This window comes from Stenotrophomonas sp. ZAC14A_NAIMI4_1, from assembly GCF_003086915.1.
Classification (GTDB): Bacteria; Pseudomonadota; Gammaproteobacteria; order Xanthomonadales; family Xanthomonadaceae; genus Stenotrophomonas.
This window is the reverse complement of sequence record NZ_CP026002.1, coordinates 4,123,818-4,138,521: the sequence shown is the minus strand read 5'-3', so window position 1 is coordinate 4,138,521 and position 14,704 is coordinate 4,123,818. Positions and strand designations below refer to the sequence as shown.

Below are 14,704 nucleotides of genomic sequence, written 5' to 3'. Positions count from 1 at the left end.
TCACGGCGTCCCCCGCGCCCCCACCCCGCCCGGCCAAGCGCGGCTGTTGCTACCAACCCGCCCAGCCACGAGGGGCTGCGCCGTTCGCTGACTGAACGATTTCATCTGCAACTGTCACCCGGATCGTGTCTAATACCGCTCCCCACCTGCGGTCCCCACCCGAATGTCCCTCCAATCCCATGGCCCGGCGCCGTGCGACGACGCTGACGGCCACCTCGTCACTGCCGGTCCGCTCACCCCGCCCCCGGACAGCGCCGGCACCCCCGCCGACGAAAAAGCGCTGCGCCACTCGGTCGCCGAGGATGTGCAGGGCATGGTCCTGGCCACGCTGGTGGCCTCGCTGGGCCTGGCCATCTTCGCCAAGGGCGGGCTGATGATCGGCGGCATGGCCGGCGCGGCCTTCCTGCTGCACTACGCCATGGGCTGGAACTTCGGCCTGGTGTTCGTGCTGGTCAACCTGCCGTTCTACTGGGTGTCCGTGCGCCGCATGGGCTGGGAATTCACCCTCAAGACCTTTGCCGCGGTCACTGCCTGCGGCGTGCTCACCGACATCCTGCCGCGCTGGGCTGATTTTGCGCATATCGCGCCGCTGTACTCGGCGCTGGTCGGCGGCGCGCTGGCCGGCCTGGGCATCCTGTTCTTCATCCGCCACCGCGCCAGCCTGGGCGGCATCGGCATCCTGGCGGTGTACCTGCAGCGCACCCGTGGCTGGAGTGCCGGCAAGGTGCAGATGTCCTTCGATGCCTGCCTGATGGTGGCCGCTTTCTTCGTGCTGTCACCGTCGAAGGTGATGTACTCGGCGATCGGCGCGGTGGTGCTCAGCCTGGTGCTGATGTTCAACCACCGCCCCGGCCGCTACATGGGCGTGTAAACCCATACACCGCGTTCGCCGGGCATGGCCCGGCGCTACCGGAACCACCACGTGGTAGCGCCGGGCCATGCCCGGCGGATGTGCGTCAGCGGCCAGCCGTCTGCACCCACGGCGGCGCCAGCTTCAACAGCTGCGCATGCACCGGGCAGTCCTCGGCATGCGCGCCGGGCAGGTAGCCCAGGCTCATCAGAAACTCGCCGGTGATCTCGCCGCCGGTGAAGCGGAACGTCTTCTTGAACAGCTTCACCCAGTCGGCCTTGCTGCGCGGGTGGTGCGCGTCCAGCCACGCGGCGAAGCTGCCGTGGCTGGCCCGCAACTGCTGGATCACCTGCGCGTTGTGGATCGCGGCCAGCACCTTCAGCCGGTTGCGGATGATGCCGGCGTCGGACAGCAGGCGCTCGATGTCCTGCTCGGCGTAGGCCGCCACGCGGTCCACGTCGAAGCCATCGTAGGCCGCGCGGAAACCCTCGCGCTTCTTCAGGATGGTTTCCCAGCTCAGCCCGGCCTGGTTGATTTCCAGCACCAGCCGTTCGAACAGCTCGCGCTCGTCACGCTGCGGGAAGCCGTATTCATTGGCGTGGTAGAACTCATGCACCGGGTGGCCCGGGGCGATGCGGCAGTATCCGGACAAGCTGTTCTCCTGGCGGGCGGGCACCCCATTATGCGCGGCGTGCAGGCGCCGGAGGCGCCCACCGGCTAGAATGGCGCCATGTCTGTAACGCCTACCTCCCTTGCCGATCACCTGCTCGTCGCGCTGCCGTCGCTGATCGACGCGACCTTTGCCCGCAGCGTCGCGCTGATCTGCCAGCACGACGAGAACGGGGCGATGGGCGTGCTGGTCAACCAGCCCTCCGAATACACGCTGGGCGAAGTGCTTTCGCAGATGGACATCACCACCGGTGATGGCGAGCTGCAGGCGCGCACGGTGCTAAATGGCGGCCCGGTGCATCCCGAGCGCGGCTTCGTCATCCACGACGACGCGCGCGACTGGGATTCCAGCCTGCGCGTGGGCGAGGGCCTGTACCTGACCACTTCGCGCGACATCCTCGAGGCCATGGCCCGCGGTGAAGGCCCGGCCAATGCCGTGGTCACTCTGGGCTGTGCCGGCTGGGGCGCCGGGCAGCTGGAAAGCGAGCTGTCCGAGAACAGTTGGCTGACCGTGCCGGCCGATGCCGAACTGGTGTTCCAGCTGCCACTGGAGCAGCGTTGGCAGGGTGCGGCCTCGCGCATCGGCGTGGACCTGTTCCGGCTGACCGATTACAGCGGCCATGTCTGAGCCGGCCGCGCCCGCCACGACTCCTGCCGCCCCGGCCATCCGCCGCGATGGCACCGTGCTGGGGTTCGATGTCGGCTCGCGTCGTATCGGCGTGGCCATCGGCAGTGCCTTTGCGGCGCATGCGCGCGCGGTGGCCGTGGTCGATGTGCATGGCAACGGCCCGGACTGGACCGCGATCGAGCGCCTGCTGAAGGAATGGAAGCCCGACGGCCTGGTGGTGGGCGATCCGCTCACCCTGGATGGCCAGGACCAGCCCAACCGCAAGCGCGCGCAGGGCTTCGCCCGCCAGCTGCGGGAACGCTTCAAGCTGCCGGTGGCGATGATCGACGAGCGTTCCAGCTCGGTCGAGGCCGCCCGCCGCTTCGCCGTCGAGCGCGCCGAAGGGCGCAAGCGCCGCCGTGATGCGGCCGCCCTCGACGCCGTGGCCGCGGCGGTGATCATCGACCGCTGGCTGTCGTCCCCTGACGACGCCACCCCCATCCCCTGACTGCACGACTCCCGCCATGACTGCCCAGCAACTTGATGCTTCCGGACGCCTGCGCCACCTGCTGACCCTTGAGGGCCTGCCGCGCGAAACCCTGCTGCAGCTGCTCGACCGGGCAGGGCAGATCCGCGATGCCGCCGTCGGCCGCGTCGGCAACAAGCGCCAGGTGCTGGCCGGTTCGGCGGTGTGCACGCTGTTCTTCGAACCCTCCACTCGCACCCGCAGCTCGTTCCAGCTGGCCGCCCAGCGCCTGGGCGCGGACGTGCTGAACTTCGATGCCTCCACGTCGTCGACGCGCAAGGGCGAGACCGCCTGCGACACGCTGAAGAACCTGGAAGCGATGGGCGTGCGCGGCTTCGTCGTGCGCCACCCCGATGACGGCGCGGTCGCCGCGCTGGCCGCAGCGGCAGGCGAGGGCACTGCCCTGGTCAACGCCGGCGACGGCCGCAGCTCGCACCCGACACAGGGCTTGCTGGACATGCTGACCCTGCGCCAGGCCAAGGGCCCGGATTTCTCGAAGCTGAAGGTCGTGATCGTCGGCGACGTGAAGCACTCGCGCGTGGCCCGTACCGACCTGCATGCACTGCGCACGCTGGGCGTGGGCGAGATCCGCGTGTGCGGCCCGCAGTCGCTGCTGCCCGACGACGCGACCCTGAAGGGCTGCGTGGTCGGTGATGATTTCGACGCGATGCTGGAGGGCGTGGACGCGCTGATGATGCTGCGCCTGCAGCGCGAGCGCATGGAAGAAGGCCTGGTGCCGTCGCTGGAGCAGTACCACGCCCAGTACGGCCTGAACGCCGAACGCCTGGCCCGTGCCGGCAAGGATGCAGCGGTGCTGCACCCGGGCCCGATCAATCGTGGCGTGGAAGTGACCGACGACGTGGCCGATGGCCCGCAGTCGTGGGTGCTGCGCCAGGTCGCCAACGGCGTTGCCGTGCGCATGGCCGTGCTGGAAACCCTGCTGGGCTGATCTGCCTGAGGGGGGCCTGGTGGGTGCCGACCGTTGGTCGGCACTGAACTGCCCCGGTGGGTGCCAACCGTTGGTCGGCACTGAACTGCCCCGGTGGGTGCCAACCGTTGGTTGGCACTGAACTGCCTTGGTGGGTGCCGACCGATGGTCGGCACTGAACTGCCCTGGTGGGTGCCGGCCGTTGGTCGGCACTGAACTGCCCCGGTGGGTGCCAACCGTTGGTTGGCACTGAACTGCCCTGGTGGGTGCCAACCGTTGGTCGACACTGAACTGCCCCGGTGGGTGCCAACCGTTGGTTGGCACTGAACTGCCCCGGTGGGTGCCGACCGTTGGACGGCACTGAACTGCCCCGGTGGGTGCCGACCGTTGGACGGCACTGAACTGCCCCGGTGGGTGCCGACCGTTGGACGGCACTGAACTGCCCCGGTGGGTGCCGACCGTTGGTCGGCATTGCCCCTACCTGTATCGAAGTGCTAGCCCGATAGGAAAGGACAGTCTGCGGGCACAAGCTTGCTTTCATGAATCGTGCACGCCTACGCCTTGGCCGCCATTCCCGGACAGGGAACTCCTACATCCTGACCACCGTCACGCATGGGCGTCGACGCTACTTTGATGATCCCAATGCGGCGCAGTTGGTGATGGATGTTCTCCATCGCATCGACACTGAGGGCCTCACGCACTCGCTTGCCTACGTCGTCATGCCGGATCACATCCACTGGCTTGTGGAGCTTCGCGCATTCTCGCTGGACTACATCATGCAGCGCTTCAAATCGAGCAGTGCATTGCAGGTCAACCGCAGGCTCGGCCAGTCAGGAAGATTCTGGCAATCGAGTTATCACGATCATGCAATCCGATCTGATGAGTCGCTGTTTCGACATGCGATGTACGTGTTGGGGAACCCGATCAGGGCAGGATTGAGCACGCAGCTGGGTGAGTATCCCCATGCGTGGTGTCGATGGGAATTGGCTGGATCGGAGAGATAGTGCCGACCAACGGTCGGCACCCACCAACAGCAGCCCAGCAGCAGTCCACCAGCAGTCCACCAACAGCCTACCAACAGCCCACCAACAGCCCACCAACAGCCCACCAACAGCCCACCAACAGCCCACCAACAGGGTCTGGGGTTCAGCGCTTCTGCGCGAACAGCCACGCCCACATCGCCGGGTCGGCGTAGGTGGCGTCCCAGGCGTTGTGGTTGCCGTCGGGGTATTCGGTGTAGCGCACGTCGCCCGCGCCGACGGCCTCGAAAGCGGCATGCAGGCGGCGGTCATCGGCCGGGGGCACGACGTCATCCTGCGCGCCGTGGAAGATCCAGATCGGGGTCTGCCGCAGGCGCTGGGCGATGGCAGCGTAAGGATCAGCTTCGTGTGCCACCTGTTCGACGAACAGGGTGGGGCGCACCGCGCGCGGGGCCAGCACGGCGCCGCATACCGGCACGATCGCGGCGAAGCGCTGCGGTTCGTCCAGGGCGATGTTCCAGCTGCCGTAGCCGCCCATCGACATGCCGGTCAGGTACTGCCGCGCCGGGTCGGCACCAAACTCGGCGATCGCCGCATCCAGCGCGGCCAGTGCCACGCGGTTGTTGTGGCCGCTCCATTCCTCTTCGCCGGGCACCTGCGGGAACACCGCCAGCGCCGGGAAGTCGGTGGCATGCTCGCGCAGGTAGGGCCCCAGGCCGGCATGGGTCTGCTTGATGCCGTCGCTACCGCGCTCACCCGAACCGTGCAGGAACAGCACCACCGGCAGCGAGCCGGGCGTGCGCGCGGCCGTTGCCGGGATGAAGACCTGGTAGTAGGCGGTCTGCCCGTCCACTTTCACCGCACGGGATTCGAAGTGGCCGCGCGCGCTGTAGGGCGTGCTGGCGCAGGCGGCCAGCATCAACAGGGACAGCAGCGGCAGCCAGCGCAGCAACGGACGGACCATGACGTTTCCCCAAGGGTTGGAAGCGTTTTCATGGTAGACGCTCGGCGTGCGCCGGGCATCGTGCAGCGCGTCACCGCGGGGGCGGGAAACTGGCGATGATGTCCAGCTGTTCCTGCGCCTCGGCGTTGCCTTCGGCGGCCGCCGCCTGCACCTGTGCCATGTCCGGGTGCAGCACCACCAGCAGCGGGTTCTCGCACACCGGGCAGTCGTACTCGGTGGCGTCCTCGTCGAGCTCCATCACCATCGCGCGCGAGTTGCCTTTCCATTCGCAGGCGGCACAGGTGTGCATCTGGTCGCGCCAGCCGGGCTGGAAGTAGTTTTCAATCGTGGTGGCCATGATGGCGTCCGGAAGGTCATGCAGCTCGGGTCAGAGCCCTGCTGTGCAGGGATCCGACCCCGTGCGGGGAATCAGTGCAGCAGGATGAGGGTGGCCAGGCCGAGGAAGCTGAAGAAGCCCATCACGTCGGTCACCGCAGTCACCACCACGGTGCCGGCCACGGCCGGATCCACGTTCATGCGCTTGAGCAGCAGCGGCAACAGCACGCCGGCCAGTGCGGCGGCCAGGAAGTTGATGATCAGCGCGAGGGTGATCACCAGCGACAGCAGCAGGCTGTGGAACCACAGGAACGCAATCAGGCCGACCAGCAGGCCGATCAGCGTGCCGTTGATCAGCGCCACGCGCGCTTCCTTCCACAGCAGGATGCGCGCATTGCTCTGGCCCACCTGGCCCAGCGCGATGCCACGCACCATCAGGGTCAGTACCTGCACCGCCGCGTTGCCGCCGACGCCGGCGACGATCGGCATCAGCACCGCCAGCGCCACCACCTTCTGCAGGGTCAGTTCGAACTGGCCGATCACGCTGGCGGCGAGGAACGCCGTGCACAGGTTGATGCCCAGCCAGACCACGCGGCCGCGCACGGCACGCTTGATCGGCGAGAACAGATCCTCTTCCTCGTCCAGGCCGGCCGCGCCCAGTGCCTGGTGCTCGGCCTGCGAACGGATGATGTCCACCACGTCATCGATGGTGATGCGGCCGAGCAGGATGTTGTTGTCGTCCACCACCGGCGCGGACACCCAGTCATGGTCGGAGAACTGCCGGGCGACTTCCTGGTCGCTCTCGCCGACGTCGATGGCCGGCTGTTCGTCGTCGATCAGGCGATTGATCGGCGTGGTGTCTTCGTGGGTGACCAGCGCGGCCAGCGACACGCGGCCCAGGTACTGGTGGCGGCGGCTGACCACGAACAGGTGATCGGTGTGGTCGGGCAGTTCGCCGCGCAGGCGCAGGTAGCGCAGCACCACGTCGACGTTGACGTCGGCGCGCACGGTCACCACGTCCGGGTTCATCAGTCGGCCGGCGCTGTCCTCGGGATACGACAGCACCTGTTCCAGGCGCTCGCGGTTCTCGCGGTCCATCGACTTGAGGACCTCGTCGATGACCGTATCGGGCAGGTCCTCGACCAGGTCGGCCAGGTCATCGATGTCCAGGTCTTCGACCGCGGCGATGATTTCGTCCGGGTCCATGTCCGCGAGCAGGCTCTCGCGCACTTCCTCGCCGACGTGGACCAGCACCTCGCCATCGTCCTCGGGATCGACCAGCCCCCACACCACTTCGCGCTTGCCCGGGGGCAGCGATTCGAGCAGGTTGCCGATCTCGGCCGGCGCCAGCGTGTTGACGAGCCGACGTACTGGCCCCAGCCGGCCGCTGTCCAGTGCATCGGACAGCATCCGCAGCTGGCGTGCAGTCTTGTCGTGGCGTACGGCTTCAGCCATCACAGCTCCCGCGGGAAGAGAAAAGCCGCGATCCCGGCAAGGATGCGGCAACAGGGGTGTTCAGCGCGTCATTATCGCAAGCGGATGTTTCAACGCATAGCCGTCGGGTGCTGGTAATGCCGGCCGCTGGCCGGCAACCTCAAGGGCTTCGGTGGAGGTGTTTGCCGGCTCTTATGTTGGGGGCGACTCGAAGTAATGCAGCGCGGTCGCACGGAACGCCACCCCGCCGGGCACGTAGGCGTCACTCCGTTCGAGCTGTCCGCTGACTCGAACATGCAATGGAGGCAGTCCCTTCCGGGCCTGCATCCTGAAAGCAGTGGTCATGAATGAATCCACGTACGGATCCTTGTCCAAGCCATCTGCAAGCTCCAGCCAGACACCAGACCCAAAACCGCTGCTGCAGTCATGCAGGGAGAGTCCGTGCCGGGTGCCGCGGTAGCAGCCAGCGATGATGACCGGATGCTCCCGTTGAAGGCCAGATGTGAGCCGAAGGGCTGGCGTATCCGTAGTCTCCGCCGGGCAATCTTTTCCCCATGAGGGGAATGCCGCAAGGACCAGGAGCGCTGCGAGTGGTGCGGTTTTCATGGGGACACGTTGTGGTGGTAACGCCGGGCCGTGCCCGGCGAGCGCGCAGCGCCGCAGTCAGGGTGTCTCGGCCACCAGTGCCAACCAGCGTTCGATACCCCGCCGATCGCGCGCGGCCAGCAGCTTCGGCGCGCGTGCGCGCAGGGTGGCCAGGTCGGCATCGCGGATCGCGCGGCGGACTTCCAGCAACGTGCCCGGGTGCAGGCTGAACTCGGCCAAGCCCAGCGCCAGCAGCAGCGGGGTCATGCGCGCGTCGCCGGCCATCTCGCCACACACCGCCACCGGGATGCGATGGCGTGCGCCGGTATCGATGACCATCTGCAACAGGCGCAGCACCGCCGGGTGCAGCGGCGAATACAGCTCGCCCAGCGCCTCGTTGTTGCGGTCGGCGGCCAGCAGGTACTGCACCAGGTCGTTGGTGCCGATCGACAGGAAGTCGACCAGGTCGATGAAACTCTCCAGCGCCAGCGCAGCGGCAGGTACTTCGATCATCGCGCCCAGCGGCACGTGCTCGGCCACCACGTGGCCTTCGCCGCGCAGCTGCTCGGTCAGCTTGAGCATGCGCCGGCGCACGGCCAGCAGTTCCTCGCGGGTGCTGACCATCGGCACCAGCACGCGCAGCTTGCCGTAGGCCGAGGCGCGCAGGATCGCGCGCAGCTGGGTGTCGGACACCTTCGGCCGCGCCAGCGACAGGCGCACGCCACGCAGGCCCAGCGCCGGGTTTTCCTCGTTGCTCAGGGTCAGGCCGGTGCGGTCGGCCTTGTCCGCGCCCAGGTCGAGGGTGCGGATGGTCACCGGTCGCCCGCTCATGCCCAGGGCGGCATCGCGGTAGGTCTGGAACTGTTCTTCTTCGTCCGGCAGCTCGTTGCGCTGCAGGAACAGGAATTCGGTGCGGTACAGGCCCAGCCCCTGTGCACCCAGCGCATGCGCCTGGGTCACGTCTTCCAGCGATTCGGCGTTGGCCAGCAGGGCGATGTCGACCTGGTCGCGGGTACGGCTGGGCTTGCTGCGCAGGCGGCCGAGCTCACGCTGCTCGCGCGCGTGTTCCTTCAGCCGCACGCGGTAGTCGCGCAGGTTGTCGGCCTGCGGGTTGACCGTGATGCTGCCGTCGGCGCCGTCGATGATGAGCACATCGCCGTCGACGATGCGGCTGAGCACCTGCTGCACGTTGACGATGAGCGGCAGGTGCAGGCTGCGGGCGAGGATCGCGCTGTGCGACAGCGCGCTGCCGGCGGCGGTGACGATGCCGACCACGCCCTGCGACTGCAGCTGGGCCAGTTCGGACGGGGCGATGTTGTCGCAGACCAGGATCTCGCCGGCCAGGCCCTTCACCACGGGCGGGCGCTCTGGCTGCAGGAAGGCGTGGATGCGGCCGATCACATGGTCCAGGTCATCCATGCGGCTCTTCAGGTAGGCATCGTCCATGCCATCGAAGACCTTGGCCAGGCGGTCACGCTGCAGGCGCAGCGCATAGCCGGCACTGTACGGACCACTGCGTATCAGTTCGTCCAGGCCGTGCAGCAGCTCGGGGTCGTCCAGCAGCAGGGCATGCAGGTCGAGGAACTCGCCGACGTCCTGGCTCAGTGCGCCGTGCAGGCGCTGGCGCAGTTCGTGCATTTCCGCGCGGGCGGCATCCACCGCGCGATGCAGGCGGACCAGTTCGGCCTCCACCTGCTGTGGCGCGACGCGTTGTACGGCCACTTCCAGGGCGTGCGGCAGGCGAACCCGCGCGCGTCCCATCGCCGAACCGCGTGCAGCGCCGTGGCCGGCCAGCAGCTGTACCGGCCGTTGGCCGGTGGCAGGTTGGCCGGCGCGTGCGCGTGGCACGCTCAGCTGTCCTCGTCGAAGCGGCGCTCGAACAGGTCGACCACCGCGTCCATCGCCGCCGCTTCATCCTCGCCGTTGATGCGGATGGTGACCGGCGTGCCCTGGGCGGCGGCCAGCAGCATCACGCCCATGATGCTCTTGGCGTTGATCTCACGGCCCTTGGCGGCCATGGTCACGTTGCAGCGGAATGGGGCCAGCGTCTGCACCAGCTTGGCGGTGGCCCGGGCGTGCAGGCCCAGGCGGTTGCTCACGGTGAGTTCTCGTTCAAGCATCGTCGACTATCGCTCCATTACGGGTGCCCGCCGCGGCTGTGGCGGGCAGTTGATCCAGTCCCTGTTCCGGATAATTCATCACCCGCAGCAACATCGGCAGACTCAGCGCCGACACCCGGCGAACCGGGGTCCCCAACCGGGCCAGCTGCCCGGCAAGGTTGGCGGGGCTGGCGCCGTACAGGTCGGTCAGGATCAGCACGCCATCCCCACCGTCGACCCGGCGCAAGGCAGCCGAGGCGAGCGGGAGAAGAGCATCCAGGTCTGCGTCGAACGGTACTTCGAAAGCTTCGGTTTTCAGCGGCAATTGCCGCAGGAGCCGGGTCGCCACGTCAAGCAGGGCGGTCCCGACCCCAGGATGTGTTACGAGGAGAATGCCACAGGTCATTACTGCACGTTAACAGGTCAAGGTGAATCGGCGATAGCAGCAGGAGAGGGGCACTGTGTCCCGTATTCAGCGTTGCCGGTGTCAGAGCCATTTTTCGTTGAAAAAGGGATCCGACCCCATCGTGTCGACCAAGGTCGACACCTACCAACAGCACACGGAATCTGTCAGGTGCCGGGCGCAGCCCGGCTGCCCTCAATCCTGTTCGCGGTGGTACGTGGCCACGTCATCCCAGCCCATCTCGCGGGCGTGCCGCGCCATGCGCTCGGCCAGGTACACCGAGCGGTGCTTGCCGCCGGTGCAGCCGAAGGCCACGGTCACGTAGCTGCGGGTGCCATCGCCCAGCTTGGGCAGCCAGGTGTCGAGGAAATCCATCAGCTGGCCCAGGTAGCGCTGCACGTCCGGCTGCGCTTCCAGGTAATCGCGCACGCCCGGCTCGCGGCCGCTCAGCGCGCGCAGGTCCGGGTCCCAGTGCGGGTTGGGCAGCACGCGTGCATCGAACACGAAGTCGGCCTCGGCCGGCACGCCGCGCTTGTAGGCAAACGATTCGAACAGCAGCGACAGGCGCGTGGCGTGCCCCATCGCGAACTCGGTGATGATGCGCCGGCGCAGCTGGTGGACGTTCAACGCGCTGGTATCGATGACCACGTCGGCCTCGCGGCGCAGCGGTGCGATCAGCTCGCGCTCGCGGGCGATCGCTTCGGGCAGGGACAGGCCCAGCTGGCTCAGCGGATGCCGGCGACGGGTGTCGGCATAGCGCTTGAGCATCGTCTCGTCGCTCGCCTCGAAGTACAGCACCTTCGCTTCCACGCCGGCATCGGTGGCCAGCTTGCGCCAGTTGGACAGCTGGCTCAGGTCGGCCTGGCCGCGCACGTCGATGCCCACCGCCAGCCGGCGCGGCGCGCCACCGTCATGGTTTTCCAGCACGCTGCGCACGAAATCGGGCAGCAGCTGGATCGGCAGGTTGTCCGAACAGTAGTAGTCCTGATCCTCGAAGGTCTTCAGGGCGACGGATTTACCCGAGCCGGACAGGCCGCTGACGATGATCAGGGTCGGGGCGGTGGGGGTGACGGTACTCATGGACAGGCTCTTGGTGGTGGGGCTCAGGGTGTTCGTCGTTCCAGCAGGTTGCTGTGGCGGGCGATGAACATCGCCGCCGGGTCGATACCCTTGGTACGCAGAATGTGCAGCCGGGTGGCCGCCTCGGTCAGGACCGCCAGGTTGCGGCCGGGCATCACCGGCAGGGTGATCAGCGGCACGTCCAGGTCCAGCACGTGGCGGGTGCCCGAATCGCCGGTCAGGCGCTCGTAGCCGTGCGGGGTGGGTTCGGTCATCGGCTTGGTCAGGTGGACGATCAGCCGAAGGTACTTGTTCTTCTTTACCGCCGTATCACCAAACATCTCGCGCACGTTCAGCACGCCCAGGCCGCGCACTTCCAGCAGGTCCTGCAGCAGTTCGGGGCAGGTGCCGTCGAGCACGTCGGGGGCGATCTGGGTGAATTCGGGGGCGTCGTCGGCCACCAGGCGGTGACCGCGGCTGAGCAGTTCCAGCGCCAGCTCGCTCTTGCCCGAGCCGGCCTCGCCGGTGATGAGCACGCCGATGGAGTAGATCTCCATGAACACGCCATGCAGGATCACCCGCGGCGCCAGCGTGCGCGCCAGGTGGTAGGACAGGTGGTTGAGCAGTTCATGGCCGCGCTTGGGCGACAGCCACAGCGGCGTGCCGGATTCATCGGCAGCCGCGCGCAGGTCTTCCGGGCAGGACTGGTTGCGGGTCAGCACCAGCGCCAGCGGGTGCGACTGCATGATCTTCTCGATCGTTTCCCAGCGTTGGCGCGGTTCCAGCGCGTCCAGCCAGGACAGTTCCTCGGTTCCGAGGATCTGCACCTTGTTGGGGTAGATCGCGTTGAGGTAACCGGCCAGCGAGGGGCGGCGGGAGACCGTGTTGCCGGCTTCCAGCTCGCGTTTCTCACCGTCCTTGCCGGCGGCCCAGCGCAGCCCCAGCCGCTCGCGCTGCTGGTCGAACAGTTCGCGTGCGGTGATGCTGGTATTCATGCGGCGCTCGCCGATGGGGGAAGGTCCAGGGCCTCGCGCAGTGCCCGCGCATCGCCCGCCGCGCGCAGGGCGTCGCGGATCGAGGGCGTCGAGAACAGCTCGGCCAGTTCGGACAGCAGCATCAGGTGCTGGTGGGTGTAGTGGGCGGGGACGGCCATGGCGAACACCAGGTCCACCGGTTCATCGCCGCCGAAATCGACCGGGGTCTGCAACCGCAGCAGGGCGCCGCGGGGACGGTCCAGGGCAGGGGCCCGGCCATGGGGAATGGCGATGCCGCAACCGATCGCCGTACTGCCCAGGGCTTCGCGCTGGCACAGGTTGAGGTAGATCTGTTCGGCGTTGGCCTGGCGGCAGGCCAGCAACCCGGCGGCGGCCTGCAGGACGCTGTCGCGGTCGGTGGCCGTGCAGAGCTGGGTCTGCACGGCCGCCAGGAGGTCAGTCAGGGGCATGTCTGCGGGGAACGGTGGCGATCAGCCGCCATTGTCGCCCACCGGCAGTGGTGCGTGCTGCTGTTTTTTCTCCTTGTGCTTGATCACCAGGCGGTCGAGCTTGTCCGCCAGCACGTCGATGGCGGCATACATGGTCTGGCCGCCGGCTTCGGCATGCAGGGTCTGGCCGGGAATATTGAGGCTGGCGTCGACGTGGTGTTCGGTCTTCTGCAGCTTGAGGGTTACCCGCGCTTCGCAGTGCTGGTCGAAGTGCTTTCCGACCCGGGCCAGCTTTTCTTCAACATACGACTGCAGGGCCGGGGTGACTTCGACATCTTTGCCAAACGTTTCGATGCGCATCGGGTTTCTCCTGTGTTCGGATGTGCCAATGAACCTCTCCGCCGGGCGCGGCGGCGCGTCAAGCGATTCTGACCCTTTCGTGCGAGGCGGAGATGTTCATGGCCTCACGATACTTCGCCACGGTGCGCCGCGCTACTGGGATTCCCGACGTTTTGAGCAGGTCAGCCAGCTTGGCGTCAGAAAGCGGCTTGCGTGGGTTTTCGTCATCGATCAGGCGGCGGATCATCGCCTGGATGGCGGTACTGGATGCTTCGCCACCGCCTTCGGTGTCGATGCCCGATGCAAAGAACGCGCGCAGCGGCAGGGTGCCGCGCGGCGTGCGCACGTGCTTGCGGGCGATCGCCCGCGAGACGGTGGATTCGTGCAGGCCCAGTTCCGCGGCGATCTCGCGCAGGGTCAGCGGGCGCAGCGCCTGTTCACCGAATTCGAGGAAGCCGGCCTGCTGGTGGATCAGGCTGCGCACCACGCGCAGCAGGGTTTCCCCGCGCGCCTGCAGGCCCTTCAGCAGCCAGCGGGCTTCCTGCAGCTGGGCGCGCAGGTAACCGGCGTCGGCTTCGCCGCAGCGGCGGATCATCTGTTCGTAGCCGCGGTGGATGACCACCTTGGGCCCGGCGTGGGCGGCCAGCGCGGCGCGCCAGAGGCCGTTCTGCCGCCATACCACCACGTCCGGCACCACGTAGGTGTCCTGCGCCAGCGGCGCGATCTGGGTGCCCGGGCGCGGGTCGAGCGAGCGCAGCAGCGCGACGGCGGTCTCGACCTCGGCCAGCGGCTGCTTCAGTTCGTGGGCCAGGCCGGCCACGCCGCTGCGCGGCAGGCGCTCCAGCGGTCCGGCGGCGACCTGCCGGGCCAGCGCCAGGCCGGGGGTGTCGGTGGGCAGCACGTCCAGCTGCAGCCGCAGGCATTCGCCCAGGCAGCGGGCCGCCACGCCCACCGGGTCGAAGCGCTGCACCTGGTGCAGCACGGTCAGGATCTCGTCTTCACCGGCGTGGATGGCCGGCAGCAGGGTCTCGGCGATGGTCGCCAGCGGCTCGCGCAGGTAACCGTCTTCTTCCAGCGCATCGATCAGCGCGGCCCCGATGCTGCGGTCGCGCATCGACAGGTGCGACAGGTGCAGCTGCCACAGCAGGTGGTCGGCCAGGGTCTCGACCTCGGCCACGCGCTCGGCGGCGCTGCCGGTGTCTTCATCGTCGTCGAAACTGCCGCTGCTGCCCGGATTGCTCCAGTCCTGCTCGGCAGGGGCCCAGTCGTCGCCGCTGGCTTGTGCGGGCTCCGGCGGTGCATCGCTGTCGGCGCCGTGGTCATCGCCGGCATCGCTGCCCGCACCGGCGCCGTCATCGCTGCTGTCGGCCCAGTCCAGCAGGGGGTTGCTTTCCACCGCCTGGGCGATTTCCAGCTCCAGCTCGGTGGTGGACATCTGCAGCAGCTTGATCGCCTGCTGCAGCTGTGGTGTCAGCACCAGCTGCTGTCCCAACGATGTCTGCAGCCGAGTCTTCATGCCTGTG

17 protein-coding genes are annotated in these 14,704 nt (G+C 67.7%); 5 read left to right on the top strand and 12 right to left on the bottom strand.

Going from position 1 to position 14,704, the window contains the following annotated elements; all coding sequences use genetic code 11:
* Nucleotides 1–163: 163 nt before the first annotated feature.
* Nucleotides 164–871, top strand: a complete 708-nt coding sequence (locus C1926_RS18955; protein ID WP_108760265.1) for a YitT family protein — start codon at nt 164–166, stop codon at nt 869–871.
* Nucleotides 872–956: 85 nt separating this feature from the next.
* Here C1926_RS18955 and C1926_RS18950 read toward each other — a convergent pair whose 3' ends face one another.
* A complete protein-coding gene (locus C1926_RS18950) occupies nt 957–1,502 on the bottom strand; it encodes a DNA-3-methyladenine glycosylase I (RefSeq protein ID WP_079220885.1) in 546 nt (181 codons plus the stop codon).
* A 78-nt stretch (nt 1,503–1,580) separates the two neighbouring features.
* On the opposite strand from C1926_RS18950, the gene C1926_RS18945 reads away from it, so the two are divergent.
* The 4 genes from C1926_RS18945 to C1926_RS18930 all read left to right on the top strand — a co-directional run bounded on the left by C1926_RS18945 (nt 1,581) and on the right by C1926_RS18930 (nt 4,584).
* Nucleotides 1,581–2,147, top strand: a complete 567-nt coding sequence (locus C1926_RS18945; RefSeq protein ID WP_108760264.1) for a YqgE/AlgH family protein — start codon at nt 1,581–1,583, stop codon at nt 2,145–2,147.
* Entirely contained in the window at nt 2,140–2,634 is a 495-nt protein-coding gene (gene ruvX, locus C1926_RS18940) for a Holliday junction resolvase RuvX (protein ID WP_108760263.1), read from the top strand. Before C1926_RS18945 ends, ruvX begins: the two co-directional genes overlap by 8 nt.
* Nucleotides 2,635–2,650: 16 nt before the next feature.
* Nucleotides 2,651–3,601 (top strand): aspartate carbamoyltransferase catalytic subunit, encoded by a 951-nt coding sequence (locus tag C1926_RS18935; RefSeq protein WP_108760262.1) that lies wholly within the window; start codon nt 2,651–2,653, stop codon nt 3,599–3,601.
* Between the two features lie 518 nt (nt 3,602–4,119).
* The gene (locus tag C1926_RS18930; RefSeq protein WP_108760261.1) at nt 4,120–4,584 is read left to right on the top strand and encodes a transposase; all 465 of its coding nucleotides are present in this window, start codon (nt 4,120–4,122) and stop codon (nt 4,582–4,584) included.
* A 142-nt stretch (nt 4,585–4,726) separates the two neighbouring features.
* Here C1926_RS18930 and C1926_RS18925 read toward each other — a convergent pair whose 3' ends face one another.
* From C1926_RS18925 to C1926_RS18875, 11 genes are all read right to left on the bottom strand, one after another.
* Complete coding sequence (locus C1926_RS18925) at nt 4,727–5,524, bottom strand: prolyl oligopeptidase family serine peptidase (RefSeq protein ID WP_108760260.1); 798 nt, start codon at nt 5,522–5,524, stop codon at nt 4,727–4,729.
* 70 nt (nt 5,525–5,594) lie between these two features.
* Complete coding sequence (locus tag C1926_RS18920) at nt 5,595–5,861, bottom strand: hypothetical protein (protein WP_108760259.1); 267 nt, start codon at nt 5,859–5,861, stop codon at nt 5,595–5,597.
* 71 nt (nt 5,862–5,932) lie between these two features.
* Entirely contained in the window at nt 5,933–7,294 is a 1,362-nt protein-coding gene (mgtE, locus tag C1926_RS18915) for a magnesium transporter (protein WP_079220892.1), read from the bottom strand.
* Between the two features lie 642 nt (nt 7,295–7,936).
* On the bottom strand, nt 7,937–9,706 hold the full coding sequence (gene ptsP / locus C1926_RS18910) for a phosphoenolpyruvate--protein phosphotransferase (protein ID WP_108760258.1): 1,770 nt from the start codon (nt 9,704–9,706) through the stop codon (nt 7,937–7,939).
* 2 nt (nt 9,707–9,708) lie between these two features.
* Complete coding sequence (locus C1926_RS18905) at nt 9,709–9,978, bottom strand: HPr family phosphocarrier protein (protein ID WP_079220894.1); 270 nt, start codon at nt 9,976–9,978, stop codon at nt 9,709–9,711.
* Nucleotides 9,971–10,363 (bottom strand): hypothetical protein, encoded by a 393-nt coding sequence (locus tag C1926_RS18900; RefSeq protein ID WP_005408386.1) that lies wholly within the window; start codon nt 10,361–10,363, stop codon nt 9,971–9,973. Before C1926_RS18900 ends, C1926_RS18905 begins: the two co-directional genes overlap by 8 nt.
* A 192-nt stretch (nt 10,364–10,555) precedes the next feature.
* Complete coding sequence (rapZ, locus tag C1926_RS18895) at nt 10,556–11,440, bottom strand: RNase adapter RapZ (RefSeq protein ID WP_079220895.1); 885 nt, start codon at nt 11,438–11,440, stop codon at nt 10,556–10,558.
* A gap of 23 nt (nt 11,441–11,463) precedes the next feature.
* Nucleotides 11,464–12,414, bottom strand: coding sequence for an HPr(Ser) kinase/phosphatase (gene hprK, locus C1926_RS18890; protein WP_108760257.1), 951 nt, complete (start codon nt 12,412–12,414; stop codon nt 11,464–11,466).
* Complete coding sequence (locus C1926_RS18885) at nt 12,411–12,863, bottom strand: PTS sugar transporter subunit IIA (RefSeq protein WP_079220897.1); 453 nt, start codon at nt 12,861–12,863, stop codon at nt 12,411–12,413. Before C1926_RS18885 ends, hprK begins: the two co-directional genes overlap by 4 nt.
* 21 nt (nt 12,864–12,884) lie before the next feature.
* On the bottom strand, nt 12,885–13,202 hold the full coding sequence (raiA, locus tag C1926_RS18880) for a ribosome-associated translation inhibitor RaiA (RefSeq protein ID WP_079220898.1): 318 nt from the start codon (nt 13,200–13,202) through the stop codon (nt 12,885–12,887).
* Nucleotides 13,203–13,260: 58 nt separating this feature from the next.
* On the bottom strand, nt 13,261–14,697 hold the full coding sequence (locus C1926_RS18875; protein WP_108760256.1) for an RNA polymerase factor sigma-54: 1,437 nt from the start codon (nt 14,695–14,697) through the stop codon (nt 13,261–13,263).
* Nucleotides 14,698–14,704 lie beyond the last annotated feature (7 nt).